A 26,062-nucleotide genomic window follows, 5' to 3' on the forward strand; every position below is an offset into this window, starting at 1 on the left:
ATAAGAAAAAGCCCTGACACAAGGTTAGAAACCTGCAAATATCAGGGATTTTTTTAGGCTCTTTTCGAAAAATTGAATACTGGGGAAAAATCCGGAACTTAGGATTATTTCCGAAAACAACACTATATGCGAAAACACCCTTTTAATATACAGTATTACTTATCGAACCAAAGAGGTTCCTGGTCATCTTCTTCACCGTTGTAGTTGATCATAATTTCCTCGCCGGCTTTTATATCTTTAAAGGCATAGAAGTCAAATGTGAAGTTGGGAAAATTGATCTCATAGCGGGCATTTGGGTCATAGGAATGATTAAAGAGCATTCCATATCCAAGAAGCATGGCACTGTGATTTATTCCGTATTCAAAAGCATAATCAGCCAGAAGGGTCTTTTCTATGAATACATGTTCCTTGTTTGGATAGGGGAGGACAGGAGCTTCGTGAATCAGTTCCCCCTTTTTAATATCCCGTGTAGCAAATACTCCTCTATTTAATTCACCATCACTTACTTTGGACGTTCGTACTTCGATCATGTCATCACCTGCTATTCTGTATAAGTCAGTCTTGCTTCTTAAGTTTGTCAGTTCACAGGTAAGAATGCAACCCTTTAATCGGGCGGCTGTGGTTATCACACAGCTTTTACCACTTCAGCCTGCAATTCCACTTCAACATTCCCTTTGATCGCACGTGTGATCATGCATGATGCTTCTGCCTTTTCTGCCAGTTTATCAGCAAGGGCGGCATCTTTCTCCGTCGCATCTTTTTTTAGGGTGATAAGTGGGCGGTGAATGATCTTTTTATAAGTGATGACACCCTTGGTGACATCAACGATCCCTTCTGATTCCAAGGAAAGATCCATTTTCTCGAGCCCGCTTCTTTCCATCATAGCGGCAAGTGTGATGATGAAGCAGGTTGAGGCTGCACCAAGCAGCATTTCATCAGGATTGGTTCCGATCCCGGGCCCTTCCATTTCTTTTGGGATGGAGATGGCCGTTTTCATATTCGCTGTTTCAATATTTCCTATATCATTTCGCAAACCCGGCCAGTTTGCCTTCAAGTGAAAGTGATGTTCTGCCATTGATTTTCCTCCTCTGATAATCGTGTATCCCCATTCTAGCAGAATGAAAGGGAGGAGGAAAAATAGAATGGAAGTCGAATTGAATTAATATTGCCTTTTGGAGTCAATTTAGCGCGCGCATTATAAAAAAATGTAACCATCATGTGAACAAGGCTTAAATTGCCAGGTGCATATTGAAAGGGAAACTGCTCTGCAGATTTCAGCTTGTTCAACACGCAAACCAGGGCGTAACCCGGGTGATCCCCGGCAAGTATAGAATACTTATCTTTTCAAGAAAGCAGAGGAATTCGAATGGAATGTAATGTTGAATTCTGTAGCATCAACTACAAGGAGATCGGAGAGGGAGTCCCTTTCATCATCCTTCACTCTATGGGGACAGACCACACATCTATGGAGGCGTGGCTGGAGCGCATTTTTACTGAAGTACTCAGCAAAAAAAGAATCTATGTCGATCTGCCGGCACATGGATGCAGTTCAATCAATGAACAATATAGAGGAACAGAAGAAGCGAAAGAGAGTCTGATGGAATTTATAAACAAAACCCTTGGAGAAGAGGATTTTTATCTTGTCGGGATGTCGTATGGCGCTTATATTGCCCAGGGGTTATTGAATGACATCATGGACAGGGTGAAAGGAATCGCTCTGATCGTTCCGGCAGTGCATTTACGCACAGGTAATCTGCCAGACAAAGTGGTTTTGAAACGCGATGATAAATTCCTGGCAGCTATGGACGAGGAACTGAGAACGGCATTTGAAACATTGTTTACCATCCAGACACAATCCATGGCAGAACGTTTCATGTCCGAAATTCAGCCGGGAAGACAGCTAGCAGACAGAGGATTTCTTTCCTCCAATTGGCGGGAAACAGAATATTTTTTTAAAAATGAACCTTTTGCTGACCTTGAGTCCATACCGGTTCCAGCGCTTTTTCTTCTTGGCAGACATGATGCGGTATGCGGGTATGAAGATCAATTCGAGTTGTATAAAAAATTCAATGATTCAGCATTTCATGTGATAGAGGGTGCAGGACATATGCTGACAATGGAGAAAAGTGATATAGTAAGCACCCTTATTAAAGACTGGCTGGACAATCTGTGATAAAGGGGTGGACATCATGAATGCTGTGTTCCGGATCATGGCAGCTGCAGGGGAGGAAAGGGTGTCGGAATGCTGTATTCAGATTTTCGACAGAAAGGTCTCCACTGAAAGCCATGAACCCACTTGGCAGCCTGGAAGCTCCTTACCGGAAAGCTGGGAAATTAACGGGGGAAAAAGAAAGCGGATAAGGGGATGAAAAGTTATGGAAGCGTTGATCAGGGATATGGCTGCAAATGATATTGAAGCAGTACAGAAGGTGGCGGACATAAGCTGGAATGATACATACCAAGGCATCATCCCCAGGGAAATACAAAAGCGGTTCCTTGAAGCTGCTTACGGTATAGAGATGATGAATAAACGCCTGGAAACATCCTCCTTATTTGTGGTGGAAGTGGATGGCGGAATCAAAGGCTTTGCCAATTTTTCGCCTGTGAAAGCCGAGGGGGATATCGAATTGGGTGCCATCTATCTCTTGCCGGAAATCCAGGGAAGAGGTTTGGGAACAAGGCTTCTTGAGAAGGGAATAAAGTCCATTGCGGGAATACAACAAATCTTCATCAATGTGGAAGAAGAAAACGTAAAAGGAATTGCCTTTTATCAAAAAAAGGGGTTTCAACAGCTTTCGAAATTTGAAGATGATTTATTTGGCCATCGATCGTTGATGCTGAGAATGGCATTGAAGATAAATAGTCAGCATCCTGGAGGAAAGTCATGATTTATGTTGTAAGGCATGGACAGACAAAGTGGAATGAAGAGGGAAGGCTTCAGGGAAGGAATGGCAAGCCGCTCAATTTTGCCGGAAAACAACAGGCAGAACACTTGAAATCCCGGTTAGGGCATATCAAATTCGATCTGGTATTCTCTTCACCTCAACAGAGAGCTATAGAAACGGCGGAAATTGCAGCCGGATCGGTCCCGATAATTGAAAAGAGGCTTGATGTTTTCGATTTAGGGGAAGCGGATGGACTGAGGAAAGAGGAAGCGAAGCTGAAGGGGATGCTACCTGATGCCTCTATATATCATGGAGTGGAGAGGTCAGAAGAATTTATAGCACGTATATATGATTTTTTAACAGAGCTGAAAGAGAATCTTAATGGAAAGACTCCCGACATTTTCATATCAGGGCATCGATGCACGACAGGCGCGATTGGGGCCTATTTTAATGGAATTCCGGAAGATAGGAATATCCTGAGGTGGTCCTCAGATAATGGGGATTACAAGACATATTCATATTGACAGTTATTTTGCAGGGAAACCATATATTGCGATGACCATAGGATGTCTGCTGATTAGATCACTGTTTAAAAAGAAACCATTATAATAGGAGAAGTACCAGGGACGAAGAACAAAAAAAGAAAAAAGGAGTGAATGTCATTGTACAAGCTTAAAACGAAGGAAAACGATAGTGATGTGGTGGAATTTATCGAAGCCGTCGAAAATGACAGGAAGAAGGAAGATGCTTATAAATTGCTGGATATCTTCACGGAAACAACAGGTTATCAGGCGAAAATGTGGGGGCCAAGCATCATAGGCTTTGGCTCTTACCATTATATATACAAAACGGGGCATGAAGGAGATGCGCCGCTCGTAGGATTCTCTCCGAGAAAAGCCAAAATCAGCCTGTATTTTGCAACGGGAGATCCGGACAGGGAAAAGCTCCTTCAACAATTCGGAAAGCACTCCTCCGGAAAAGCCTGTGTGTATATCAATAAGCTGGCAGATATTGACGAAGATGTTTTAAAACAATTGATTCTTCAATCTGTCAAATTCCTCCGGGAGACGTACCCTGAGGCAGGTACTGACTAATGCATCCTTTATGGGTGCATTTTTTTAATAGGCTCTTTTCGTAAACTTTTTTGCTATTCAATATAAATTTCAAATAAACTCCTGGCAAACCGTCTTAAAAACCCCGGTGAGCAGGAAAGAAAAGAGCTGATCTTTCATTTTCGAGGGTAAAACCTTGGAATACAGGGGGGAAATCCGGCAACTGGCATTTTTCAGAAAACAACCTTTTATTAATTTTAGAAGCAAATCTGCCTTATAAACTGATTTTTCCTTTAATCTCCAAAAATCCAGCAGTTTATGGTAAAATTCTGAATTATACAACGGTTTGAGGTGAAGAAATGGAAATCTTATTCATAATGATGGGAATCGCTCTTTTCATATTGATGCTATATATTCTTTACCTTGTTATTGAACCGGGTGTCAGGAAAGGCATAGATAATTCCAAGACCGGAAAGGTCATTCAGGAGTATTTTGGTGTGCCTGGAAAAGTCCTTCCTCCTGTCATCTCTAATGAAGAAATCGAGGAAGAACTTGAACGGCTTGAAGAAGAAGGTGAAACAAATTAACTAAATAATCCTTTGATTCGATAGGAATAGTCTTAGGTGATGAACTTAAAACTTAATATTCATTAAACCTATCCTTCTTAGGACAGGTTCCAAAGATTTTATGAAAGGAATAAATAACATGACATATACACGAATCGAAAAAGCTCATCCCGCATTGCTGGCAATTCTATTTTTGTTTATAGGTTCAGATATTGTTTCTGAAAATAATCTTCTTGATGCGATTTTGTGGATCCTGATGGTTGTGTTGGTGATGTCACTGGGGATGAAATTTCAACTGCACGTGAAGGACGACAAGCTGGATTACAGAGTGTTTTTCTTATCTTTCCGATTGTACAAAAGAACGATTGCGGCTGGACAGATACAATCAGTGATTTTCAAAAGGACCGATTGGACAAAAAAGAAAGCTGTAATCAAGATAAAAAGTGGCATGAACATTAAGGTGATTGAAAATGAACCAACACAGATTTTTGCCAAGCTGGACGGCTTTGCCTCCGCCCATGACGTTCAAATCAAAAAGTCCAAGGATTATATGCTTCTGGAAAAATATTACTAATTTCAAAAAAGGTGTTGGCAGTAATGATAAGTAACCAATTCAAAGAAATAGAAGAAATGATCCTCAGCGGACAATTTTCCGGAACCATCCTGGTTAAGCGGGACAACGAAGTCGTGTATGAGGAGGCAGCGGGGTTTGCAGATAGAATGGAGAAAAGAGCCAATAGAAAGGATACTCGTTATGGGATTGCCTCTGGATGCAAAATTTTCACAGCAGTCGCAGTTGCTCAGTTGGCAGACGAGGGGTTACTGAGCTTTGATACCAAGTTGAAGGATTGCCTGGATTTAGAATTCCCAAAATGGGATGCAGACATCACGATTCAGCAGCTGCTTACGCATTCTTCCGGTATACCGGATTATTTTGATGAAGAGGTGATGGATGACTTTGCACAGTTGTGGAAAGAAACACCTATGTACCTCTTGCAAAATCCTTCCGATTTTCTTCCGATGTTCAGAGATAAGCCGATGAAAAGCATCCCCGGCGAGAGGTTACATTACAACAATGCCGGTTACATCATTTTAGGGCTTGTTGTTGAGCAGCTTGCACGAATACCTTTTACAGACTATGTGAATCAGAACATTTTTAAAAGAGCAGGGATGAGTGATTCCGGATACTTTTCAATGGATAGTCTGCCTGAAAACACAGCATACGGTTATGAAGAAACGGAAGCAGGACAGTTCAAAACCAACATATATTCAATTCCGATAAAAGGAGGTCCGGACGGAGGAGCCTATATTACGGCCGGGGACATGGTGAGGTTCTGGGAGGCGTTGCTGGACAACAGACTGTTAAGCAAGGAAACGACAAACATCCTGCTGACTCCCCATATCATGGTGAAAGAGGGAGTTCACTATGGTTTTGGCATCTGGATCAACAGCAATAATGAAAGCAACCTTAAGTACCACGTGATGGGATATGATCCGGGAGTGTCCTTCCATTCAGCTTATTATCCTGAAACAAAAGTCAAAACTGCCGTACTATCCAATTTCAGCAGCGGTGCTTATTCGATAATGAAAGCAATAGAAGAACACCTTTATAAGTAATGGAATGATTTTTCAAGGCTCTTTTCGTAAACTTTGTTGCTATTCAATATAAATTTCAACTTATCTCCTGGTATATCGTCGCAAAAACCCCCTGATAAGGAAAGAAAAGAGCTGTTCGTTCTTTTCCGAGAGTAAAACCTTTGACTACAAGGGGAAAATCCGGCACCTGGGATTTTTCCGAAAGCACAATATATGCGAAAACAGTCTTTTTCAAGGAGGCTTCCAATGGAACTGGTCTTTAAGATAACCGGATATTTTGTTTTCCTCATAGGTGGATTTCTCTTCTATTTCAAGGGTACCAAAACACCTTCCAAAGGATTGACGAAATTACACACATCTTTGATATTCATGTCTGGTTTCCTGCTTTTGAGCTTCCTGTATTGGTTTAAACTATAAAATGTAGGAGTAGTGGTTAATGAAACTGAAACCCATAAATTTTCATGAAAAGTTAAGCATGTTTTCAGGACACTGGTCACCGAAAGTGATTGCGGAAATGAATGATTATCAATTCAAGCTTGTGAAAGTAGAAGGGGAATTTGTATGGCATGACCACAAAGAAACTGATGAAGTGTTCATCGTAATCAATGGGGAAATGAACATTGAATTCCGGGATGGAAGGGTTGAATTGTATGAAGGGGAAATGTATGTTGTCCCAAAAGGGGTTGAGCACAAGCCTTGTGCAGAAAAGGAGTGCCATGTCCTGCTTGTCGAACCAAAAGGAGTTGTCAATACAGGCGATACAGAAGGGAAACTGACTGCAGAAAATGATGTATGGATATGAAAGTGTATTGGAGTGATGGGAATGCCTTCTGTAGGTGTGTTTGCTGTTGTGAGAAATCAAGCGGATGAAGTGCTTTGTGTTAAATTGAATTACGGTTCCGGAAACTGGACACTCCCGGGGGGACATTTGGACGAGAAAGAGTCACCCGTAGAAGGGGTTCAAAGGGAAATCTTCGAGGAAACAGGCTATAAAGCAAAAGTAGTGAACTTTGTCGGTGTTTATTCAGCACCCGAAAAAGATGACATCGTCCTTTTGTTCAGGGCAGAAATTCTGCAAGAGGGAAAGTTCCTGCCGAATAAAGAGATAGTGCAGATTGGATTCTTTCCAGTCGACTCGCTGCCCAAGGCTATGCATCCATGGAACAGGGAACGAATAAAGGACGCATTTACTCATATGGAAAGTTCCTTGCGAGTATTTGAGAGAGCTGGTAACGGATGAAACTGTCGTTAACGATTGTAGCTTCTGAGGACAAGGATGAATACCTGCCGCTGCTATTGATTGCTGATGAAAGTGAGAAGGCAGTCAAGCAGTATTTCGCCGATGGGGATTTGTTTTCTATTCACATCAACGATGAACTTTCAGGTGTAATCCTGTTCACTACTATAGACGTCTCTACCATTGAATTGAAAAATTTCGCCCTTTTGAAGGCCTATAGAGGAAAAGGACTTGGAAAGAAAGTAATACAGACGGCCCTGTCTGATTATAAGGAAATGGGTGTTAAACAGGTACTGGTTGGAACGGCGAATTCCAGTATAGGTAATATCGCTTTTTACCAGAAGGCTGGTTTCAGGATGAAAGAGATAAAGAGGGATTTCTTTTTGGATTATCCGGAACCGATTATTGAGAATGGAATTCGGGCGCTGGATATGCTGATGTTTCAAAAGGAGCTGGATTAGGGAAGGTACCCATTTAGACATGGCAGTTAAAAGCCAAGGCTGTTTTCGCATATATTGTTGCTTTGGGATTTCAAAGGTTTTACTCTCGAAAAAGCACGATCAGCTCTTTCCTTTCCTGCTCACCGGGGGTTTTACGGCGAACTACCAGGATAATATTTGATATTTATATTGAATAGCAGCAAAGTTTACGAAAAGAGCCAAAGCCAAAATGGAAATAAAGGAGCAGTTTGATGTATTGGGTTGCAGCATTATTTGATGATGAAACGGAACAATTAATCAAAAATTTATGGAATGAATTGCGGGAAGAGTCCATCTCTTTCTACGCAGATGAGATAAAAAATGGCAGGCCGCATATTACACTGGCGAGCTATAAAGAGATCGATAAGCAACAATTCATAGAGGGTATGAAGGAATTCTATAATGATAAAGAAGAAGTGAAGATTTGTTTTAATACGGTAGGATCATTTCTGAACTACGGAACTCTTTTTTTCTCTCCTACTGTTTCAACGGAACTCTTGGATCTGCATGCTTCCCATTATGAATTCTTTAAAGAAGACACCCCTGCAGCCAACGATGTTTATGTTCCGGGTGAATGGATTCCTCACTGTACACTGGCAAATAAATTGACCGAAGAAGAGCTGGCCGTAGCGTTTCAGTACTGCTTGAAAAAGAATGATCTTATAAAAGGGGTAATCAAGGAAATTGCCCTGATACAATTGGCTGAAGTGGATGAGGGACAAATTGAAGCCCCCGTTGTATATTCCATTCCTTTAAAAAAAGCTGGAAACAAGCATGGTTGATTTCATTTTGGATGGTGAAATCCGTATTTCCCTATTCCAGCCTTATCATGCACCTGAATTGTTTCAGCTTGTTGATGATAACCGTGAAATCCTTGGCAAGTGGCTGTCTTTCCCTCATAAGACCAGAACAATAGAGGATTCAAGGTTATTTATAGAACGTTCTTTAACAAGGTTTGAAAACGATCACGGTTTTTGGGCCGGCATATGGTTAAAGGATGAACTGGCAGGCGCAATTGGTTATTTATATATGGACCCATCGGCACGAAAAACCGAAATCGGGTATTGGCTGGGAAGGGGATTTGAAGGGAACGGGCTTGTAACTAAATCCTGCGTATGCTTCGTTAATCATGCATTTGAAGGCTTGGAATTAAACAAGGTGGAAATCAATATGTCCGAGCAGAACGCAAGGAGTATAGCTGTTGCTGAGCGCCTTGGTTTTAAGAGGGAAGGCCTGATCAGGGACTTTGAGTTTTTGAATGGGCTTTATCATAACCGGTTCATTTATGGAATGCTGAGGAAGGAATGGGCTGTGCTCGCTGGAACAGAGTGCTGAATCAACGCTGGCTTTGAATACATTTACAATCCCGCTCTCCCTGTCACGTGAGCACTTTGAATGAAAAGGATGAGACAGTTATGAAGAAAATAAGCGGCGACAGAATCATTTTGCGGGAGCTGAGAGAATCAGATTGGCAGGATATCCATGACTATGCCTCTCAAGAAAAGGCAAGCCGCTTTCAGGAGTGGGGACCCAATACAGAAGAAGAAACAAAGCGTTTCCTATCTGTTGCACTTGAGGATGCTGTAGCTTCTCCTCGATCACGGTTTATTTTGGGGATTACAATACAAACAGATAGCCGTTTGATAGGTGCAGCGGAGATTAATATAAGAGACTTTCACAATCAATCAGGTGAAATCGGCTATATAATCAATCCGGAATATTGGGGTATGGGATTTGCGGCCGAAGCGGCAGGATTGATGATTGGATTTGGGTTCAAGGAATTAAAGCTTCATCGGATTTATGCTAAGTGCCATCCTGATAATGAAGCTTCAATCAGGGTGATGGAAAAATCAGGGATGCAAAGAGAAGGCACGTTGAGAGATCACCTGAAAATTAATGATGGCTGGAGAGATTCCCGCCTTTATTCCATATTGGAAAACGAGTGGGCAGGAATATGAAACTTCCAGGCACAAACGCTTTACTTTTGCTGCTTCTGATTATCCTGCCGGGAGGATGCAGAAAGAAATGCCCGTTATACCATTTGGGTGGATGTTTCCGAACAGAGTTCTGAACTGACTGATTCAGCCATAAAAAGACTGAAAGATGATGGCATAGAATATAGGCTGGATGATGAAGGAAATGTCCTGATCAGGGAAAGCGGCCTGAATAAAGCAGTTACATGTTGTTCCTGAAGTTGGGAGGTGAAATAGTTGTATGCTGTAATTGCTTTATTTGATGAAAAAACTGATACCCTTGTAAGAAACATTTGGCAGGGTTTACGTGAAAAGGAGATTTCCTTTTATGCTGAAGAAGTAATCGACAGAATTCCTCATATTACATTGGCAGGCTAAAATCATATAGAGGATGAAACTTCTTTTGCAAAGCAGCTGGAAGATTTGTATAAATACATGAAACCCATTAAGATCAGCTTCAATTCGGTTGGATCCTTTTTTGAATCTGGTGCACTCTATCTATCTCCTGTCATGACAACGGAATTATATGAGCTGCATTGTAAACACCACCAGGTGCTTCAAGGGTATGGAAATTCTTCATCTCCTTTTTATTTACCCGGCCAATGGGTCCCTCATTGTACAATTGCCAACAGGCTTTCTTCGCGGGAATTAGCCGAGGCATATTCATATTGCATCAATAGAATCCACCCCCTCTCAGGGGAAATTACAAAGATAGCCTTGATCAAGGTCCAGGGAAGCGCAGCACCTGTCATACATAGTACAAGTTTAAAGGAGGCAGACAATTGCTCCATCATGTAGAACTTTATGTATCAAATATAAAGAAGTCGAGTGAGTTCTGGGGATGGTTTCTGGAAGAAATCGGTTATCATCTCCATCAGGAATGGGACGATGGGCGAAGCTGGAAAATGAAAGAAACCTATTTAGTGTTTGTCCAAACTGAAGAACGGTTCATGGATATCCCCTACCATCGCTGCCGGGTGGGGCTGAATCACCTTGCCTTTCATGCAGAATCCCGTGAGCAGGTGGATCAAATGACAGACAAACTGAAGAACAAGGGAGTGAAAATCCTCTATCCTGATAAACATCCTTTTGCAGGAGGAAAAGATTATTATGCGGTATTCTTTGAAGATCCAGACAGAATGAAGGTTGAGCTTGCGGCTCCGGGTTCAAACAACTAGGAATACCACCAAGTAAGGAATAAATTCAACATTCAGGTTTACCTCGTCACAGATGAGGGTAAATCTAGTGGGACTTTGAGGCCCGGAGGTGGAGTGCAAGGACTGAGTGGACTATTCTTATACATAAAGCAAGGATATGAACAAATTTTGAAGGATTTTTATTCAAAATAAAGAATGAATATTATATCGAAATCTTTAGGAGGGTATTCTTTATGGGGACAGAATTCATTAATAAAGAGGATATTGCGGGATTCATTTCTGCCAACCGGGAAAATTTTAAAGAAAAACTTCTTTCTGAAGCAGTAACTGTACGAAATAAAATCAATGACATATTGGAAAAAGGGAATATCGATCTATTGAAAAATGCAGAGAGGCTCGCTCTCTACATTGCCAGGAATATGGAAGATGAATTAGTGGAATTTGCAAAGATCGAGGGGATTGCCTGGGCGCAGCATTCCCTTACAGTTGCTTTCAAGCTCGAATGGGTTCATGCGATCAGAAGGACTTTATGGTACTTCCTTTATCAGTATGACAAATTGAATGGCGAGGAAGAATTTAAAAGGAAAAAATTCTTCGATATGGAAAAGAGAATCAATGACCGTGTCGATCAGTTCCTCAATACTTTTTTCATCAGTTATTCTGATTACAAAGATCAGCAGCTTATGTCTCAAAGGCAGCTTGTCGAGAACTTATCTGTTCCCATTATCCCTATTAACAGTTCTATTGCGGTACTGCCGCTGATTGGGATGATGGATACATATCGCATCAACACACTGGAAGAGAAGGTGCTGGTGGGCATAGGTAATATGAGGATACAAACACTTATCATTGATCTATCCGGAATTGCTGAAATGGAACTGGATGTCATCGTACAATTCGAAAAGATCCTTAACGGTATTCAAATGATGGGATGCAAACCCGTCCTGACAGGGCTCCGGGTGGATTTGGTCAGAAAAATGATTAATGCGGGTGTATCTTTTGACAGTGAAGTGGCAACAAAAGGCACATTACAGCAGACATTAACGGAACATTTGGTGTTGGATAACGGACATTATCAATAGGAAAAGGAAGCAGAGCTGATTAGATAATCGGCTCTTTTTTTTAGGCTCTTTTCGTAAACTTTGTTGCTATTCAATATAAATTTCAAATAATATCCTGTTAATCGTCGTAAAAACCACGGTGAGCAGGAAAGAAAAGTGCTGCTCGTTCTTTTCGAGTGTAAAACCTTTAAACAGGGGAAAAATCCGGCACCTGGGGTTTTTTTCGAAAACAACAATATATGCGTAAACAGCCATTTTTTATTGTGAAAATAGGAATATTTTGAAATAATTGGTTTATTGAAGCTATCATAATGAAATAATTTTCACTAATAAGAACTTTTTTTAGAAAAATATAGAAATTTTTGGGGAAAATGAAACTTTTTATACTTCATCAATCGTCAAATAAGAAATTCATAGACAAGGTGAGGGGAAAAGGGAGCTGCAGCATGGAGAAAAGCAAACGAAATTTACTACTGGAAGAAATCATGACAGAGTATGGTGATGAACTGGTCAGACTTGCCTATTCCTATGTGAAGGATGTAGACATCGCAAAAGATATTACTCAGAACGCGTTTGTAAAGTGTTATAAAAAGCTTGATTCATTCAGGGGTGAATCCAAAATGAAGACGTGGCTTTACCGTATTACCATCAATGAATGCAAAGACTATTTAAAGAGCTGGAACCATAAAAAAGTGCAGGTAGTGGATTACATACAGGAAAATACGAAATCCCTGCTTCCTTCCGCCGAAACCACAGTACTGAAGGATGCCAAGCATCAGGAAATAAAGAATATCGTACTGTCGCTGCCGAAGAAATACAGGGAGGTTATCTATCTGTATTATTTTGATTCCCTGAATATTGAAGAAGTTGCCGAGGTAACAGAGCTTGGAGTGAATACTGTGAAGACGAGACTCCGCAGGGCCAAGCAGCAACTGAAGATCAAATTGGAGGAGGCCGAAGTATATGAATGAAAAAGATTTAGAGAAATCATTAAATGAATTTCATAATACCGACCTCAGTTTCACTAAAGAGGACAGGAAAAAGGTTTTTCAAAAAATTGAAGAGGAACAGATGAGTAAGCCAACAAGCTTCTTCCGGATATTCCGGCAGCGTACCGTTCCGTTAATGGCGATGGCAGTCCTTCTGACACTTTCAATCGTCCTAGGCTATTCGCTGATCGGCACCGAAACCGCCAGGAATGCTGACCAGTCTGAAAAACTTACAGCAATGGAACAGGGCCAATTCAGTTCACTATTACTGTCACTGATAAATGAAGACAATATGACAGATTTGAATTTGCTCATCACCTATGATAATCAAAAAGGCAGCATAAATATGACATCCCTGCCAAGTGAATTGGCTGTTCCTTTCACGTCACAGGGGGAAGAATTGGAAAGCCGGGAAAGGTTGACCCACATATTTGCTTACGGTAATGGCGGGAAATCACTCAAGGATGCTGTTTCCAAAGCATTGGATCTGCCGATCGATTATTATGCAGCTGTGAAGTCGGACGAATTTGAAGCAATGCTGAACACCATTGGGGAAACCCTTTATAATCTGGATGAAAACAAAATTTTGCTGTCGTTGGATAGTGAGCAAATTAAACTCAGGAAAGGTACTAACTATCTTGATGGACATGAAGCTGTGGCACTGATGTCTGCGCGCAGTACTTCCAATGAGCCTTCTAATGACTGGAATGAACGTGACCGCCTGGGTCTTGCAGAAGAAGTCCTGAAAAATACCCTGACCCATTTACCTCCTAAAAGTGCGAATGCCATTCTGCAAAGTACTGAGACAAATGGCGATCTGTCCAAAATAATATCAGATTTGGCATCTACAAAACTAAATAGCTTAAAGACGGTTCTAATTGCGGAAAAGTTGGATCCGGTATCTATTGACAGTAATTACTATCTTCAGTTTAAAGAAGGTGCTGAGGAGAAGATTAAAGACGAGTTAATATCATTTGATTAAGGATAGTAGGGAATCCTGAATACCCCTGGGCGCTTATTGCCCAGGGTATTTTTTCTGTCCTCGTGTCAGGGCTGGGCTCAATAGTATGAAATTGAGCATGACTCAACAGGATGAAGTCTGTCAGCAGGGGACTCCTATAAAGGATGTTCATTTATTATGTAGAATAGATGGTAAGGAGATAAATTCGATTTCTTATATAAAATATTTTTGAATTATTTTAATAAACACCGAACTACTTTCCTGTTAAGAAAGTAATACAGATAAATGCAAGGGCAAAAGGGGGATGGCATGGGCCTGCAACTTAGTGAATCAGAAGCTGAAAGATTATTTAATGAATACAAAGATTATGTATATAGGACTGCACTAATGCTGACAAGGTCGAGAAGCCTGGCGGATGATATCACACAAGAGACCTTCATCAGGGTCCTGACGAAGTACCATACATATGACCAAAATCGTCCATTGAAACCCTGGATTTATACAATCTCCATTAATGCAGCCAGGTCAATGATGAGGAAGCAGAAATGGATCAATACCTTTTCACTTTTTACAGATGTGATTGAAGACGACCAAATCAATTCGATAGAAGCAACATTCATGAAAAATGAAGAAGTGAAAGAGCTTTGGGATGCAGTGAAAAAGCTCTCCATGAAAAGCAGTGAGATCCTCATCCTTCATTTCTACCTGGGATTTACTTTGAAAGAATCAGCAGAAGTGTTAAGAATACCCGAGGGTACGGCCAAATCAAGGCTGAATACGGCACTGAATCAACTTCGCCGTCAGGGGATCAACAAGTATGAATTAGCTGGAGGCGATTCGATTGAATGGTGAAAAGGTTTCACAACTCTTTAAAGAAATTGATCAAAAAGAATACACATCAATCGAATTTGAGACTGTCTGGAGGAAGTCCAACAGGCGTGGCTGGATAAACAGGTATTCCCACTCATTGAAACACAACCTTGCCATCCTGTGCACTTTATTGATCCTGGCTCCTGTCATAGGGAGTTTGATTGTCAACAGTCCGGGTTCAGAAATGGATTCTGATGAAGCGGACTTTCATAACAAACAGGATGTGATCCATGGCCAAACTAAAAGGATTGAAGGGAAAGCAGTCATTAACGGGAAAGCCTCTCTTCCTGAAGGATCAATCATACAGATTAAGCTGATGAAACGTGATAATGAAAAGGTCATTGAAGAAAAGGAGGTCACAGTTGGCAAAGTGGGGACTTTCTCGGAATCTTTCTTAGTTCCAGAAGGGAAAGCCGACTATGTCGTTATGCTGGAATTATACCCTCATCTTCAGCCCAAAAGTATTCAGGAAGTGATCGGTGGAAAAGGTGAAAATTTATACAGCAGCAGCCAGGTGAACGGTGTATACCACTATTTCATGGACCAAGAGCTTTATACAGGGATCCGTTTGTATGGGGAGGCCGATAGAGAATATCTTAATCAGGACAAAACTATGTTTGGCAGTTTGAAAAGCGCATTGCCATAAAAGGGGGGACATAATGAAAATCGTTCAGAGGATGATTTATTTTTTAATATCCATAGCAGGAATCATCCTTGCCGGCGGACTTCCTTCCTTGCTGGCAGGGCTGAATGATAAAAAACTCTATACCGGACATTATTGGAGGGATATAAATGAAATAATAAATGCGCTGATGCATCCGGGATCGCTGAAATATACGATCATTGGCGGGCAGAAGGAAAGGGATCTGTTTCCTTATTTATTTGATCCTATTTTCTATTCTTTGACAGTGCTTTTTGCATCGTTCTTCCTGGCGCTTTGCCTGGCGCTCGTGTTAACAATCGTTACGATGCTATTCCCCGTTCGGATTCGGAACAGGATCAAACTTACCTTTTATTTATTAGAGTCCCTGCCTGACCTGCTCATAATCATGGTAATTCAGCTTGCGATAATCTCCTTTTATAAAAAATCGGGTATACTCCTTTTCAATACCGCATCCACTTATGACGATAAAGCCTATCTGCTTCCAATTTTAATTCTTGCCATCCTTCCTGCTGTGCAGCTTTTTCGGATGACTATCGTCTCGTTTGAATCTGAAGTCGAGAAGGATTATGTTCTGCTGGCCAGGTCGATCGGCATCGGAAAACTGATGATCCTTGTTGTCCATGTCCTGAGGAATGCCATTATCAGTGTCTTCTTTCAATCTAAAAAGACAGTATGGTTCATGCTTTCCAACTTGTTTGTCATAGAACTTCTATTCAATATCCCAGGGATCACAAGATTCTTGATGTCTACCATGCAGCCGGTATTATTCGTGCTCTCGATCTTATCGATTTTTATTCCGTTATTCATTTTCTATAATGCCGGAGAAATGATTCTTGCCAAAAAAGCCAACAGAGGGGAGGAGATGTAATGAAAAGAAGCATTTGGAGACATCCCTTTTTCCTGACCGGCTTTATCTTTATCGCTGTTCTGCTGATTGCCAGCTTTGCCTATAGTTTTCTATGGGGAGATGAAGTACGGAAACTTTATTATATTTCGGTGGATAGTGTGCCTGTAGAGTCAGCGCCTATTTCGCCTAAATGGGAATTTCCGTTTGGAACGGACCCGCTTGGCCTTGATATGCTGGGAAAAGTGATTATCGGTGCAAAATATACTATTATCGCAGCACTTGCAATAGGATTTCTTCGTGTGTTCATCTCTCTTCCGCTGAGCTTCGTCTTAGGGGTGTACTTTCAGAAGTACAGGAAATATTATAATGGAACTGTGGACTCCTTTCATTATATTCCTTTCTCGATCCTTGCTTACTTTCTGCTGTATCCCGTTCTGTGGGAGCCTTTCGAGGGCTTTTCCACATCAATGCCTGAACGTTTTTTTATTGAAATCACTGTATTGACAGTGTTGATCGTACCTATCATTTCCTCACTCCTTGGGAATGAAATTGCACATGTGTATAAGAGTGAATTCATCCTCAGTGCCCAGGTGATGGGAGCGGGCAGGTTTCGTATCATACTTAAGCACATTCTTCCTGCGATAAGGGAAAAACTGGTCATTCTATTCGGCCAGCAGGTGATGCAGACGCTTATCGTTTTTATTCATTTAGGTTTATTGAAGTTGTTTCTGGGAGGTACCGATGTCGATTACCAACTGGTGCACGATCCGCCAAAGTCCATGACAATGGAATGGTCAGGTCTGATAGGAGACACCTTTCGTTACCTGCAGGGTGCACCATGGGTCCCTTTAACCCCCATACTCTTTTTTGCAGCAACGATGTTTGCCGTTGCATTGATGATGGAAGGATACATACAGGCGACTTCAGGTTACTCCTATTACGGAAAAAGGATCAAGGAGAAAGTGTCAAGAGTTCATGAAGAAGAGGATAGGAAAATTAAAAACGGAGATTTCACAAGAGTTTAATTATAGCTTATTGGAGTGACGTTCTTCCTGGAGGCGTCTCTTTTTTATATTTTTCTTTCTTTAAGAACATATGAATTTCGAATTTTTTGAAACATTTTGTGGCTCGGTTTCGTCTTACAGGGGGTGAGATAAATGAAATTCATTTTATTTATAATTATGGTGTTTGCTGTCTTTGGGATCCTCAACAAACTGTTGGGGAAATGGCTCGGGAAGGATGAACGGAAGATTGCAGACACAGAAGGGAAAATGCTCGACCGCTGGGGAAGGGGCGCTCTTCTGTTGATTTTTCTTTTTATCCTGACAAGGGTCAATGATATGCCGGACGCAAATGCCGTCATGGGATTGTACTGGCTGATTTTCATTATCCTAATATTCGGTTTTCAATCCTTTATGGAATGGAAGTACTTGAAAGGTTCAAAGGAATACATAAAGACCCTGATTTTCTTAGGTTTGGCTTTATCTTTTCTCGGGTTGCTATATGCTTTTCGATCTTTGCTTGTTTAACATAGGGGGACTCGTCCATGCTCATTTTCGTACCTGTACTGTTTATTATGATAACGTTATTTTCAATTGAAGTGACGCTGAGGAAAACGGCAAAACAGAATGAGGAAATGATAGAGTTGTTAAAAGGGCTGCAGGACATGCAGGAGAAGGAGTAAAAGCATCCGGCAGCAAATAAAGTATTCAATCCACCGCTCACCTGAAGCTTCCTTTTATTAGCGGGAATGCTTTGCGTGACCACGGAGTCACTTCGGCAAATCTCTTTTCCCAAAACAGCGGGGAACCTAAAATTTAAGAATGAGAGGTAATGATTTGGAAGTATTTACATATAAAACAGAAGCAAAGAGGCTTATGGTAAGACCACTGAAAGAAGAGGATTACCAAGGCTGGTATAAGGGATTCAATGAAAGAATGCCTTCACAGCACAGACATGACCCAGGAAAATTGGATATGAGTGAATGTACGGAAGAATGGTTTGCATCCCTCGTTCACAATCATCAGAAACTGGCTGCAGGGGATGATGCCTATATCTTTGGTGTTTTTCATAAAGAGAGCGGCGGACATATGGGAATGATAGATTTTTCCACTTTGGCAAGGAACGATTTTCAATGGGGCCGGATCGGTTATACCATCCATAACCAATACTGGGGCCAGGGGTATGGCAGGGAGGCGGTGGAAGCTGCTATGCAAATTGCCTTGACTGAACTCGGCTACCACCGGATAGAAGCTCATATCAATCTAGATAATTCAGCTTCCATCAAACTGGCAGAAGGCATCGGGATGGAGTATGAGTGTACTCGAAAAGGCTTCATTTATGAATTCGGAGAATGGACGGATAACCTGATCTATTACAAGAATGCTGTACAAAGGTGAAAATGGATTATTCTTAAGAGTCAGTCAACTTATTGATCTCTTGTAGTACAATGGTAAATAAGAAAACCAGGAAAGCCGGTGACAAGTTTTGGATTTCATAAAATCTATGGCCATGAAACCGAAAAAACGTTCCAATCTCAGGATTCAGTTCGGCACAGCTTATTACCGGGCAAAACGGCATGTGGAGTGGATCACATCAGCAGAAACATTTGCCGGAACTCGAAAGATGGAATTACTTCCGGCTGAGGTCTTCAAGCATCAATCCCTCCTGTTCAGAAAACTCAAGGATGTCGATATGTGGTATCAGTATAACAAGGTGGAAAACTTGAAGATAGCCGTGAAGGAGCTGAATGGGATTGTCATTCAGCCGGATGAAACATTTTCATATTGGAAGCTGCTCGGTAATACCACCAAACGAAAAGGCTATGTTGAAGCCATGATCCTGCACTATGGTTCTTTCAAGCCGGGCATAGGGGGAGGTCTCTGCCAGTTGTCCAACTTGATATATTGGATGACGCTTCATACACCGCTAACTGTTACGGAACGCCATCGCCACAGCTATGACGTTTTTCCGGATTCCAATAGGACACAGCCCTTCGGCAGCGGTGCGACCTGTTTTTATAATTATTTGGATTTGCAAATCAAGAATACGACTGATCAGGCTTACCAGCTGCATCTCTTTCTCACCGATACTCATTTGGTTGGTGAGTGGAGAACAGAGCACAAATCTGTCAATTCATATGAAGTGTATGAAAAGGATCACCTGATTACATATGAACATTGGGGCGGCTATATCCGCCATAACCGCTTATATAGGAAAGTTTTTAATTCCACCGGAAAAATGGTTGATGATCAATATATAACAGAAAATCACGCATTGATGATGTATGAACCTCTGCTGGAACAGAAAGAAGCTATAGTGAATCAATGATGACAAATGGTCAGGGTAAACAAACAAAGGGGATTTACGTGGAAAATAAGAAGCTGCGAGCGGCCTGGATAGTCCTGAATCTATTGTGCTATGTCATGCTGGCGGGTGTGACATTGTTTGTTTGGCTGAATGCCGAAGGACTTGCTGAAATAAACCGCCTTTCCATCTGGGTAATCATGCTTTTGTGTCTGCTCTTTGTTTCTGTTTTCGGAAGTGTGCAGATTGGCACCTGGATAAAAGCAGGAAAACTATGATCGGGAAATGACTGTGAAATGGGAATATTTTTTAGCAGCCGTTCATAAAATCAGAAACTGGGAATGGATAAGGAATTTTTTGAAAGGGGGAGATGACAATGATCAAGTATATGGATTTGACTCAGGAACGCAGTACAGAAAAGGATAGATCACAAACAACGTAACTCAGGGGGATTCTATGAAAACGACTGCAGAACAAATAAGAATAGTAGAATATCATGAAGGACTTGCAAAAGGAATAGCAAAAATGTGGAACGAAAGCAGGGAAAACTGGGGCGGGGATTCTGTTGTCATGACAGAACAGGATGTGAAGGAGAAAGAGGCAAACTCTACTAATCTTCACTTATTTTTAGCCATGGCTGAGGATGAAGTAGTAGGATACTGCGGACTCTCTCAATATCGCGAAGACACAGGGGCTCTATATATCCCATTGTTAAATGTTCACCCGGACTATCAAGGGCTGAAAATCGGAAAACAGCTTGTCTTGAAAGCATTGGATAGGACAATAGAGTTAAAGTGGCCACGCCTTGATTTATTCACATGGGCTGGCAATACAAAAGCGGTTCCTCTCTATAAGAAATGCGGTTTCTTTTGGGAGGAAAGAGATGATAGTACCCATTTGATGAACTTCATCCCACTTGTGATGCAAATCGAATGGCTCCGCCCTTTCTTTGAAAAGCACGACTGGTATACGACGAGCCAGAGGGAGATCAATATTGAGCCTGATGGGTTCAAGGATAATGAGCACACCTATTATGAGTATAAATGGCAGGCGGGAGAAGAATTTGTCCGGGTGCAGATTGAGCGGACCGGACGCGGGATACGCCTGATTGAAACGCAGGACTTATTGCTTGCAATGGAAGTGCCCGGGTTCAAGCTCCTGGAAAACGATCAGCATCCTGTAATCTATAAAATTATCAATAGGACGGGAAACCCATTCCTTGTATCTCTAGCTGGAAGTGCAGAGCCAGGTGTGGATCATTCATTCTCCCATTCTGTCACGGTAGAGAAAGAATGGACAGGGGAATTTCCAGTGAGTGTGACAGTCTCTGAAAGGGAACCAAGTCCTTGGAAGACCCATCCCGTTATCAGTGCTGTGATCCAGATTGATGGAAATCAGTTTCCATTAAAAGCAGGGGTTTTTCCAAAAAAGGCTGGGAAAGTATTTGTCCGTTCAACTAAACGTAATTGGAGAGCGGGACAAAACGGATTGGTGCACTTGGATATTGAAAATCAACTGGATGAAGAGTGTACGTTCACGCTTCAATTGCCGGAAAACCAGATCCTTAATTGGGAAAGAACCGAAGTGGACTGCCTGTTGAAGGGGAAAGAAAAGACTTCCATCCCAGTTCCTGTAACACTTTTGAAAAATGGATTCTTATCAGAACAAGTTGAAGTGTCCGTCACTCGGGCCGATCATCATCCTTTCAGGTTCAAAGCAAAGCTGACGCTCTCATTCCCGGGATTCGGGAGCAAGTTTGGCGGAGAATCCGAAGAAAAATGGTATGGATATAACGGCCCCTTTTTTGTGGAGATCGAAAAGCGCAATCATATTGTAAAAGTGGGAACCATCCACTCTTCCGGTGAAGCACTGACATTCTTTTCCCCAAAACTGGGAAAACCATTCAGTGAAGAGTTTTCAAAGAAAGAAGCCTCAAATGTCGAGTTCATTGATATTGTTGAAGCCATGGTTATAAAGACCTCTTTGGAATCTGATGCGTTTCCATCACTAATATTGAATACCTATTTTAAATTATTCAGTGATGGCTATTTAGAAATCAGCCATGAAATTGTCAATATGGGAAGTGAAGCCCCTCAGGACGGATTCCTTTTACAGCCGGTGTATCCGGAATTAAAAAGCGCCGTGATTCCCCAAAAAGATGGTGTAATGGCAGGAACAGAGGCTGTCATCCCTTTCATTGACTATATCAAGGATAAGGAAATTTCTGAAAATTGGATTTTTATTAAAGGCAATCAAGGGGAGACCACAGGATTGGCATGGCCCCCTGGAGCGACCGGAAGGAAAGATGATTGGCGTTTTGGGATTGAATATAGATTTGACCAACTGAAGCCGCTGGAAAAAACCTGTTTTGGTCCAATCGGGGTTGGCATCAATACTTCGCGGAATTGGAAACAGTGGCGTGAATTTGTTGAAGGGGAAGATGCTCCTGAGGTCAAAGAAATCCCGATGTATGATCTTCAGCCAAAGGACGGAAATTTCATTTCAGCCGCCGGTGAAACTGTAGAATATTCATTCAAGTCAATGCTCACTCCTTATGTCCATGGAAGCGTTAAACTGAAAAGTGAGGGTGCGGTTATAGAACGCCGTGTCCAAAAAGAGGATGAACTTTCAGGAATACCCCTGCAAATTGAACATCATTCACCGGGAATTAAGGTCATTGAGGGGAACTTCCGTAATCCTGGACAAACAGCGGCCTTTTCAACTATTCAACTGGTAAAGGGCGGAAAAGAGATTGAGATAGAAGAAGAGGGAGGAAATTGGAACATTGATAACGGGATCCTATCCTTCAAAGCTTCCCCGGGATATTATCCTGGTATTTATTCTCTTTCTGTAAATGGAACGGAGACACTGCATAATCAATTTCCACATGCAGGACCAAAGGCTTGGTGGAATCCGTGGGGCGGAGGAATCCGTTATTTCTTCCAAAGTGTCAGCCCATACTCAATGATGAAAGAAGAAACAAGTATTGAGAAAGTGTCACGGATCGATCAAAACGGCCATGAATGGAAAGGGATCTGCCTGACAACATCTTTTGCTGAACATGAAACAATGAAGGGCACTTTATTGAAGCAGTATGCCCTTACCCTGCCGGAAGTTCCAATCGTGGCTTGCTATGCAGAAGTGCATCAGAACTCCGGTCGGACATTCAACGGGGAGTTACTTGATATGGAGGCATTCTTCAAACCAGGTGAAGACCTTTCTTCGAGTTTCGCCAAGCTGCCGTCTGATGGAGTGTTTGAGAAGTATTACGCCGGCATCGAGGAATTCGTGCTGGGGGACACAGATTATGTTACCGTTGGTTCAGATGACAGGGAAGACAAGATCACTCTCATTCATTCCCCTTCAAGGAAACTATCAGAACTGTACATGAACCAGGAAGTCTTCGTCGTGGCCTCCACGGAAAAGTGGTCTGCTTCCTGCGGTGAAACCTTTACAATCAAACCGACTCTCCTTCTTTTTGGAGAAGAAAGTCCATTCAATAACATCAATCTTTTGAAAGGCCTGTCGTTCAGGTAAATCAGCAATGGTATGGGGCAGCTTCCTTTTAAAACAGGACTGTCCCTAATCCTGTTTTAAGAGGAGTGGTGAAAGGTGTTTTGGAAAGATGACCAAAGGCTTACTATCAGAAACGCAGAAGAACAGGATCTCAATAAGCTCCTCTTGCTCCTGGAGGAAGCGGCTGGATGGCTTCACACAAAAGGGACGACCCAATGGGATTACTACTTGAGCGATTTAGAAGGGAATACGGATGAGGTTGCTGATTCAATTAAAAGACGGAGCACATATGTAGTGGAAACAGAGGGGGAAATAGCTGCCTCCGTAACACTTGAAGACATGCCTGGCGATTGGGACAGGGATATATGGGGAGAAGAAGCAGACCAGGGAGAAGTAATTTATCTTCACCGGCTGGTCGTCAAACGAAAATATGCTGGTCTGGGGATAGGTGATGCGCTGATTGATTGGGCGAAGAAAGAAACAAGACAGCGGGGAAAAAGCATTCTCCGTTTTGATTGCCTGAACAAAAATGAAGGATTGAACAGTTACTATCAGCGTCATTATGACTTGAAGGGAATAGCTGATATTTATGGGAAACATAGTAAATATGAAATTCACGTTTAATGCCGAAAATATTTGAAAAATTCATGGGATTAGCTCATTTATAAGATATGGTCACCAGTCTATGATGGTTTTAAAAGCAGGTGTGTAGTATGTCATTGTTTTCTGACAGCAGCCTGCAAATCAAAAACAACTCCCAGAGAAAAACCCCGGAAACGATTCTGATTCGTTTCCGGGGTTCTATTTAAATCAATTCCTCAGTTAATTCGATATACTCCTCGATCGCTTCCACTACTGGCTGTATGGCTGCCTGCCAGAATGCCTCTTCATGGAGATCGGCGTTAAGGTAGGTCTCGGCCAGCTGTTCAACGGTCATCCGGCCGGAATTTCGCAAAAGTTCGTCATACCGGCTGCTGAATGATTTACCTTCCTTTTTAGCAAGGGAATAAACGCCGTTGCTGAAAAGGTACCCGATGGTATAAGGAATATTGTAGAATGCCTTTTCTGTACTGTAGAAATGAGAAGTGGTGATCCAGCTGTGCTTATGGACTCCATCGACGTATTCTCCATAACCTTCCCTTTCTGCCTCTGCCGTTAAATCCGTGATTTCAATTGCACTTACCAATCCTTCTTTTCTCTTCTCATAAAATTTCTGCTCAAACCGGAATCTGGATGGTATCATTGAGAGGTAGGATAACCCCGCTGAAATCTTGGACTCCAGCAAAGATAGCTTCTCTGACTTATTTTCTGCTTTGGACATGGCTGAGTCCAGTACCAGGTTTTCACAGAAGGTAGAAGCCGTTTCTGCAACACTTGTTCCTTTTTCGCGTGAAAATGCGGGTTCTTCGTCCAGAATATAATTGTGATAGGCATGGCCAAGTTCATGGGCAAGTGTAATCACATCAAGGTAATTGCCTCTGAAAGTCATCAGGATGCGGCTTTCTTTTTCCAGCGGTATGGAAGCACAGAAAGCACCGTTTGCTTTATTGGATCGATCGTCCGCTTCAATCCACCTTTCTTTGAATGCCTTTTCCGCAAGGTTCCCTAAGTTTTCGCTGAAGTCACGGAACTGGTTCACAATAATTGTTACAGCTTCTTCATAGGAGACCTTTTTCTCCGTTGAAAAGGTGTTGTCAGGGATGTCAAACCATTCAAGCTTATCCACTTTTAATAATTCCGCTTTTCTTTTTAAAAATCGGTGAAAGGCTTCTTGATTGGAATCGATGGCTCTCATCATGGCGTTTAAGCTGGCTTGTTCGATTCTATTTTGCTCAAGTGCCTCTTTAAGGACATTGTCCCAGCCGCGCTGCTCGTATACATCCAGCCGGAATCCGGAAATATGGTTGATAATCGAAGCGTACGTATCAGCATTTTCTTCACATGCTTCTTCATAGGCCTTCATGACTTTCTGTTTGTACGAGCGGTCGGATGAACTCAATACTTCAAAAAAAGCATCTCCAACGGTCATATTCTTGATTTCCCCATCTTGCTCGACCTTGACCCTCAGCTTTGCTATCTGCTGGTCATAATGGTCTTCCCATGCGGTAAACCCATTGACGGAAAGATTCCGGATCAATTTTTCCAATTGGGCAGGAAGTTTATCGTCTGCCCGCTGCTTTCTTTCCTCAAGGAAAAAGCGGTATTGTGTGACTTCCTCATCTTTGATCAGGCTGGTCCATACATCTTGGGGAATTTCCATCAGTAGCCTGTCGAAAGTACCCAGCAGAATTTCTAAATCGCTCCTCAGCCTGGCACTTTTGTTTATCATTCCCGCAGCGGATTGGTCTTCCACGTTGTCCGAAGAAAAACAAATCAAGAATTCATCTGCTTGAAATGTCCCATCCATAACCGCCTGAATGCTTCTGAACGTTTCCACCAAGCAGCTAACCGAAAACTCTTGATTTTCTAGTTTGGATTCTAAATCAGAATGAAGTTCCTTAATCGAAAGATCGAGCGATTTCATAAACTCTTTCAGTTCCCTGAAATTGTCCTCTTGTGAATAAATTGATTCTAAATTCCAATTTCTACTGATTGTCTGTTCCAATGTTTCAGCAACCTCCTAGTAATCTGTTAATCTCTTCCACACAACAGAGTATAACCTAAAGATTAGGAATATTCCTCCAACTTCAGGCGGAGAGTACATTCCTTGTAATGATTATGTAATAATTGTAATGAAAAAGAATGGCTTGCTCTGGGTATCTCCCTTCATATGGTCTTATTTTCCTGTATCTTACGGAGCTGACTGAATGGAATAGTTAGTATTTGAGAGAAGTTGAGAGTCTATATAGGGATCTCCTGTGGCTTTACAGACCGGATCAAAGAGCATCTTTACCTGCTGGCAG

36 protein-coding genes are annotated in these 26,062 nt (G+C 41.9%); 33 read left to right on the forward strand and 3 right to left on the reverse strand.

Features of this window, described 5'->3' with window-relative positions:
• Positions 1 to 155 precede the first annotated feature (155 nt).
• Both D3H55_RS04210 and D3H55_RS04215 read right to left on the reverse strand, forming a co-directional pair.
• Positions 156 to 530 (reverse strand): SET domain-containing protein, encoded by a 375-nt coding sequence (locus D3H55_RS04210; RefSeq protein ID WP_119545670.1) that lies wholly within the window; start codon positions 528 to 530, stop codon positions 156 to 158.
• Positions 531 to 625: 95 nt separating this feature from the next.
• Positions 626 to 1,075, reverse strand: a complete 450-nt coding sequence (locus tag D3H55_RS04215) for an OsmC family protein (RefSeq protein ID WP_119545671.1) — start codon at positions 1,073 to 1,075, stop codon at positions 626 to 628.
• Positions 1,076 to 1,366: 291 nt separating this feature from the next.
• Here D3H55_RS04215 and D3H55_RS04220 point away from each other — a divergent pair, with 291 nt between their 5' ends.
• From D3H55_RS04220 to D3H55_RS04360, 33 genes are all read left to right on the forward strand, one after another.
• Positions 1,367 to 2,173 (forward strand): alpha/beta fold hydrolase, encoded by an 807-nt coding sequence (locus D3H55_RS04220; protein ID WP_119545672.1) that lies wholly within the window; start codon positions 1,367 to 1,369, stop codon positions 2,171 to 2,173.
• A gap of 16 nt (positions 2,174 to 2,189) precedes the next feature.
• Positions 2,190 to 2,369: a hypothetical protein gene (locus tag D3H55_RS04225; protein WP_119545673.1), complete on the forward strand. Its 180-nt coding sequence runs from the start codon at positions 2,190 to 2,192 to the stop codon at positions 2,367 to 2,369.
• 6 nt (positions 2,370 to 2,375) lie between these two features.
• Positions 2,376 to 2,888, forward strand: coding sequence for a GNAT family N-acetyltransferase (locus D3H55_RS04230; protein WP_119545674.1), 513 nt, complete (start codon positions 2,376 to 2,378; stop codon positions 2,886 to 2,888).
• The gene (locus tag D3H55_RS04235) at positions 2,885 to 3,409 is read left to right on the forward strand and encodes a histidine phosphatase family protein (RefSeq protein ID WP_119545675.1); all 525 of its coding nucleotides are present in this window, start codon (positions 2,885 to 2,887) and stop codon (positions 3,407 to 3,409) included. Before D3H55_RS04230 ends, D3H55_RS04235 begins: the two co-directional genes overlap by 4 nt.
• Before the next feature lie 138 nt (positions 3,410 to 3,547).
• The gene (locus D3H55_RS04240) at positions 3,548 to 3,979 is read left to right on the forward strand and encodes a DUF1801 domain-containing protein (RefSeq protein ID WP_119545676.1); all 432 of its coding nucleotides are present in this window, start codon (positions 3,548 to 3,550) and stop codon (positions 3,977 to 3,979) included.
• A gap of 317 nt (positions 3,980 to 4,296) precedes the next feature.
• Positions 4,297 to 4,524, forward strand: coding sequence for a hypothetical protein (locus D3H55_RS04245; protein WP_119545677.1), 228 nt, complete (start codon positions 4,297 to 4,299; stop codon positions 4,522 to 4,524).
• A 118-nt stretch (positions 4,525 to 4,642) separates the two neighbouring features.
• Positions 4,643 to 5,077 (forward strand): hypothetical protein, encoded by a 435-nt coding sequence (locus tag D3H55_RS04250; RefSeq protein WP_119545678.1) that lies wholly within the window; start codon positions 4,643 to 4,645, stop codon positions 5,075 to 5,077.
• A gap of 23 nt (positions 5,078 to 5,100) precedes the next feature.
• The gene (locus D3H55_RS04255; RefSeq protein ID WP_119545679.1) at positions 5,101 to 6,120 is read left to right on the forward strand and encodes a serine hydrolase domain-containing protein; all 1,020 of its coding nucleotides are present in this window, start codon (positions 5,101 to 5,103) and stop codon (positions 6,118 to 6,120) included.
• A 225-nt stretch (positions 6,121 to 6,345) separates the two neighbouring features.
• Positions 6,346 to 6,516 carry a hypothetical protein gene (locus tag D3H55_RS24010; RefSeq protein ID WP_168412958.1) on the forward strand — a complete coding sequence of 57 codons (171 nt, stop codon included), beginning with the start codon at positions 6,346 to 6,348 and terminating at the stop codon, positions 6,514 to 6,516.
• Between the two features lie 19 nt (positions 6,517 to 6,535).
• Entirely contained in the window at positions 6,536 to 6,901 is a 366-nt protein-coding gene (locus tag D3H55_RS04260; protein ID WP_119545680.1) for a cupin domain-containing protein, read from the forward strand.
• Between the two features lie 21 nt (positions 6,902 to 6,922).
• Positions 6,923 to 7,339, forward strand: a complete 417-nt coding sequence (locus tag D3H55_RS04265; protein WP_168412959.1) for an NUDIX hydrolase — start codon at positions 6,923 to 6,925, stop codon at positions 7,337 to 7,339.
• On the forward strand, positions 7,336 to 7,797 hold the full coding sequence (locus D3H55_RS04270) for a GNAT family N-acetyltransferase (RefSeq protein ID WP_119545682.1): 462 nt from the start codon (positions 7,336 to 7,338) through the stop codon (positions 7,795 to 7,797). The genes D3H55_RS04265 and D3H55_RS04270 overlap by 4 nt, the downstream gene beginning before the upstream one ends.
• A 230-nt stretch (positions 7,798 to 8,027) precedes the next feature.
• On the forward strand, positions 8,028 to 8,597 hold the full coding sequence (locus tag D3H55_RS04275; protein ID WP_119545683.1) for a 2'-5' RNA ligase family protein: 570 nt from the start codon (positions 8,028 to 8,030) through the stop codon (positions 8,595 to 8,597).
• Positions 8,590 to 9,150, forward strand: a complete 561-nt coding sequence (locus D3H55_RS04280; protein ID WP_119545684.1) for a GNAT family N-acetyltransferase — start codon at positions 8,590 to 8,592, stop codon at positions 9,148 to 9,150. The genes D3H55_RS04275 and D3H55_RS04280 overlap by 8 nt, the downstream gene beginning before the upstream one ends.
• An 80-nt stretch (positions 9,151 to 9,230) precedes the next feature.
• Positions 9,231 to 9,773, forward strand: coding sequence for a GNAT family N-acetyltransferase (locus D3H55_RS04285; RefSeq protein WP_119545685.1), 543 nt, complete (start codon positions 9,231 to 9,233; stop codon positions 9,771 to 9,773).
• A gap of 87 nt (positions 9,774 to 9,860) precedes the next feature.
• Positions 9,861 to 10,007 carry a hypothetical protein gene (locus tag D3H55_RS24015; protein WP_168412960.1) on the forward strand — a complete coding sequence of 49 codons (147 nt, stop codon included), beginning with the start codon at positions 9,861 to 9,863 and terminating at the stop codon, positions 10,005 to 10,007.
• An 18-nt stretch (positions 10,008 to 10,025) separates the two neighbouring features.
• Positions 10,026 to 10,166, forward strand: a complete 141-nt coding sequence (locus D3H55_RS24845) for a hypothetical protein (protein ID WP_240628478.1) — start codon at positions 10,026 to 10,028, stop codon at positions 10,164 to 10,166.
• A 6-nt stretch (positions 10,167 to 10,172) separates the two neighbouring features.
• Positions 10,173 to 10,586: a 2'-5' RNA ligase family protein gene (locus tag D3H55_RS24850; protein WP_276310202.1), complete on the forward strand. Its 414-nt coding sequence runs from the start codon at positions 10,173 to 10,175 to the stop codon at positions 10,584 to 10,586.
• The gene (locus tag D3H55_RS04295) at positions 10,571 to 10,966 is read left to right on the forward strand and encodes a VOC family protein (protein WP_119545686.1); all 396 of its coding nucleotides are present in this window, start codon (positions 10,571 to 10,573) and stop codon (positions 10,964 to 10,966) included. The genes D3H55_RS24850 and D3H55_RS04295 overlap by 16 nt, the downstream gene beginning before the upstream one ends.
• Positions 10,967 to 11,178: 212 nt before the next feature.
• The gene (locus tag D3H55_RS04300; protein WP_119545687.1) at positions 11,179 to 12,027 is read left to right on the forward strand and encodes an STAS domain-containing protein; all 849 of its coding nucleotides are present in this window, start codon (positions 11,179 to 11,181) and stop codon (positions 12,025 to 12,027) included.
• Positions 12,028 to 12,452: 425 nt separating this feature from the next.
• Positions 12,453 to 12,977: a sigma-70 family RNA polymerase sigma factor gene (locus D3H55_RS04305; RefSeq protein WP_119545688.1), complete on the forward strand. Its 525-nt coding sequence runs from the start codon at positions 12,453 to 12,455 to the stop codon at positions 12,975 to 12,977.
• On the forward strand, positions 12,970 to 13,977 hold the full coding sequence (locus tag D3H55_RS04310; RefSeq protein WP_119545689.1) for an LCP family protein: 1,008 nt from the start codon (positions 12,970 to 12,972) through the stop codon (positions 13,975 to 13,977). The genes D3H55_RS04305 and D3H55_RS04310 overlap by 8 nt, the downstream gene beginning before the upstream one ends.
• 288 nt (positions 13,978 to 14,265) lie before the next feature.
• On the forward strand, positions 14,266 to 14,808 hold the full coding sequence (locus D3H55_RS04315; RefSeq protein ID WP_119545690.1) for an RNA polymerase sigma factor: 543 nt from the start codon (positions 14,266 to 14,268) through the stop codon (positions 14,806 to 14,808).
• Positions 14,798 to 15,472, forward strand: coding sequence for a hypothetical protein (locus D3H55_RS04320; RefSeq protein ID WP_119545691.1), 675 nt, complete (start codon positions 14,798 to 14,800; stop codon positions 15,470 to 15,472). The genes D3H55_RS04315 and D3H55_RS04320 overlap by 11 nt, the downstream gene beginning before the upstream one ends.
• Positions 15,473 to 15,485: 13 nt before the next feature.
• Positions 15,486 to 16,358, forward strand: a complete 873-nt coding sequence (locus tag D3H55_RS04325) for an ABC transporter permease subunit (RefSeq protein ID WP_119545692.1) — start codon at positions 15,486 to 15,488, stop codon at positions 16,356 to 16,358.
• Positions 16,358 to 17,362 (forward strand): ABC transporter permease, encoded by a 1,005-nt coding sequence (locus D3H55_RS04330; RefSeq protein WP_119545693.1) that lies wholly within the window; start codon positions 16,358 to 16,360, stop codon positions 17,360 to 17,362. The genes D3H55_RS04325 and D3H55_RS04330 overlap by 1 nt, the downstream gene beginning before the upstream one ends.
• Positions 17,363 to 17,494: 132 nt before the next feature.
• Positions 17,495 to 17,866 carry a DUF4181 domain-containing protein gene (locus D3H55_RS04335; protein ID WP_119545694.1) on the forward strand — a complete coding sequence of 124 codons (372 nt, stop codon included), beginning with the start codon at positions 17,495 to 17,497 and terminating at the stop codon, positions 17,864 to 17,866.
• Positions 17,867 to 17,883: 17 nt separating this feature from the next.
• The gene (locus D3H55_RS24020; RefSeq protein ID WP_168412961.1) at positions 17,884 to 18,021 is read left to right on the forward strand and encodes a hypothetical protein; all 138 of its coding nucleotides are present in this window, start codon (positions 17,884 to 17,886) and stop codon (positions 18,019 to 18,021) included.
• Between the two features lie 139 nt (positions 18,022 to 18,160).
• Positions 18,161 to 18,736, forward strand: a complete 576-nt coding sequence (locus D3H55_RS04340; RefSeq protein WP_119545695.1) for a GNAT family N-acetyltransferase — start codon at positions 18,161 to 18,163, stop codon at positions 18,734 to 18,736.
• 97 nt (positions 18,737 to 18,833) lie between these two features.
• The gene (locus D3H55_RS04345; protein WP_119545840.1) at positions 18,834 to 19,667 is read left to right on the forward strand and encodes a VanW family protein; all 834 of its coding nucleotides are present in this window, start codon (positions 18,834 to 18,836) and stop codon (positions 19,665 to 19,667) included.
• Positions 19,667 to 19,921, forward strand: coding sequence for a hypothetical protein (locus D3H55_RS04350; RefSeq protein WP_119545841.1), 255 nt, complete (start codon positions 19,667 to 19,669; stop codon positions 19,919 to 19,921). Before D3H55_RS04345 ends, D3H55_RS04350 begins: the two co-directional genes overlap by 1 nt.
• A gap of 178 nt (positions 19,922 to 20,099) precedes the next feature.
• A complete protein-coding gene (locus D3H55_RS04355; protein WP_119545696.1) occupies positions 20,100 to 23,180 on the forward strand; it encodes a GNAT family N-acetyltransferase in 3,081 nt (1,026 codons plus the stop codon).
• Positions 23,181 to 23,255: 75 nt separating this feature from the next.
• Positions 23,256 to 23,783 (forward strand): GNAT family N-acetyltransferase, encoded by a 528-nt coding sequence (locus D3H55_RS04360; protein WP_119545697.1) that lies wholly within the window; start codon positions 23,256 to 23,258, stop codon positions 23,781 to 23,783.
• 181 nt (positions 23,784 to 23,964) lie between these two features.
• On the opposite strand, the gene D3H55_RS04365 is transcribed toward D3H55_RS04360, so the two are convergent.
• Positions 23,965 to 25,764, reverse strand: coding sequence for a M3 family oligoendopeptidase (locus D3H55_RS04365; protein WP_240628480.1), 1,800 nt, complete (start codon positions 25,762 to 25,764; stop codon positions 23,965 to 23,967).
• Between the last annotated feature and the right edge of the window lie 298 nt (positions 25,765 to 26,062).

Origin of the sequence: Bacillus salacetis (genome assembly GCF_003581585.1) — a bacterium.
GTDB classification, from domain to species: domain Bacteria; phylum Bacillota; class Bacilli; order Bacillales; family Bacillaceae_B; genus Rossellomorea; species Rossellomorea salacetis.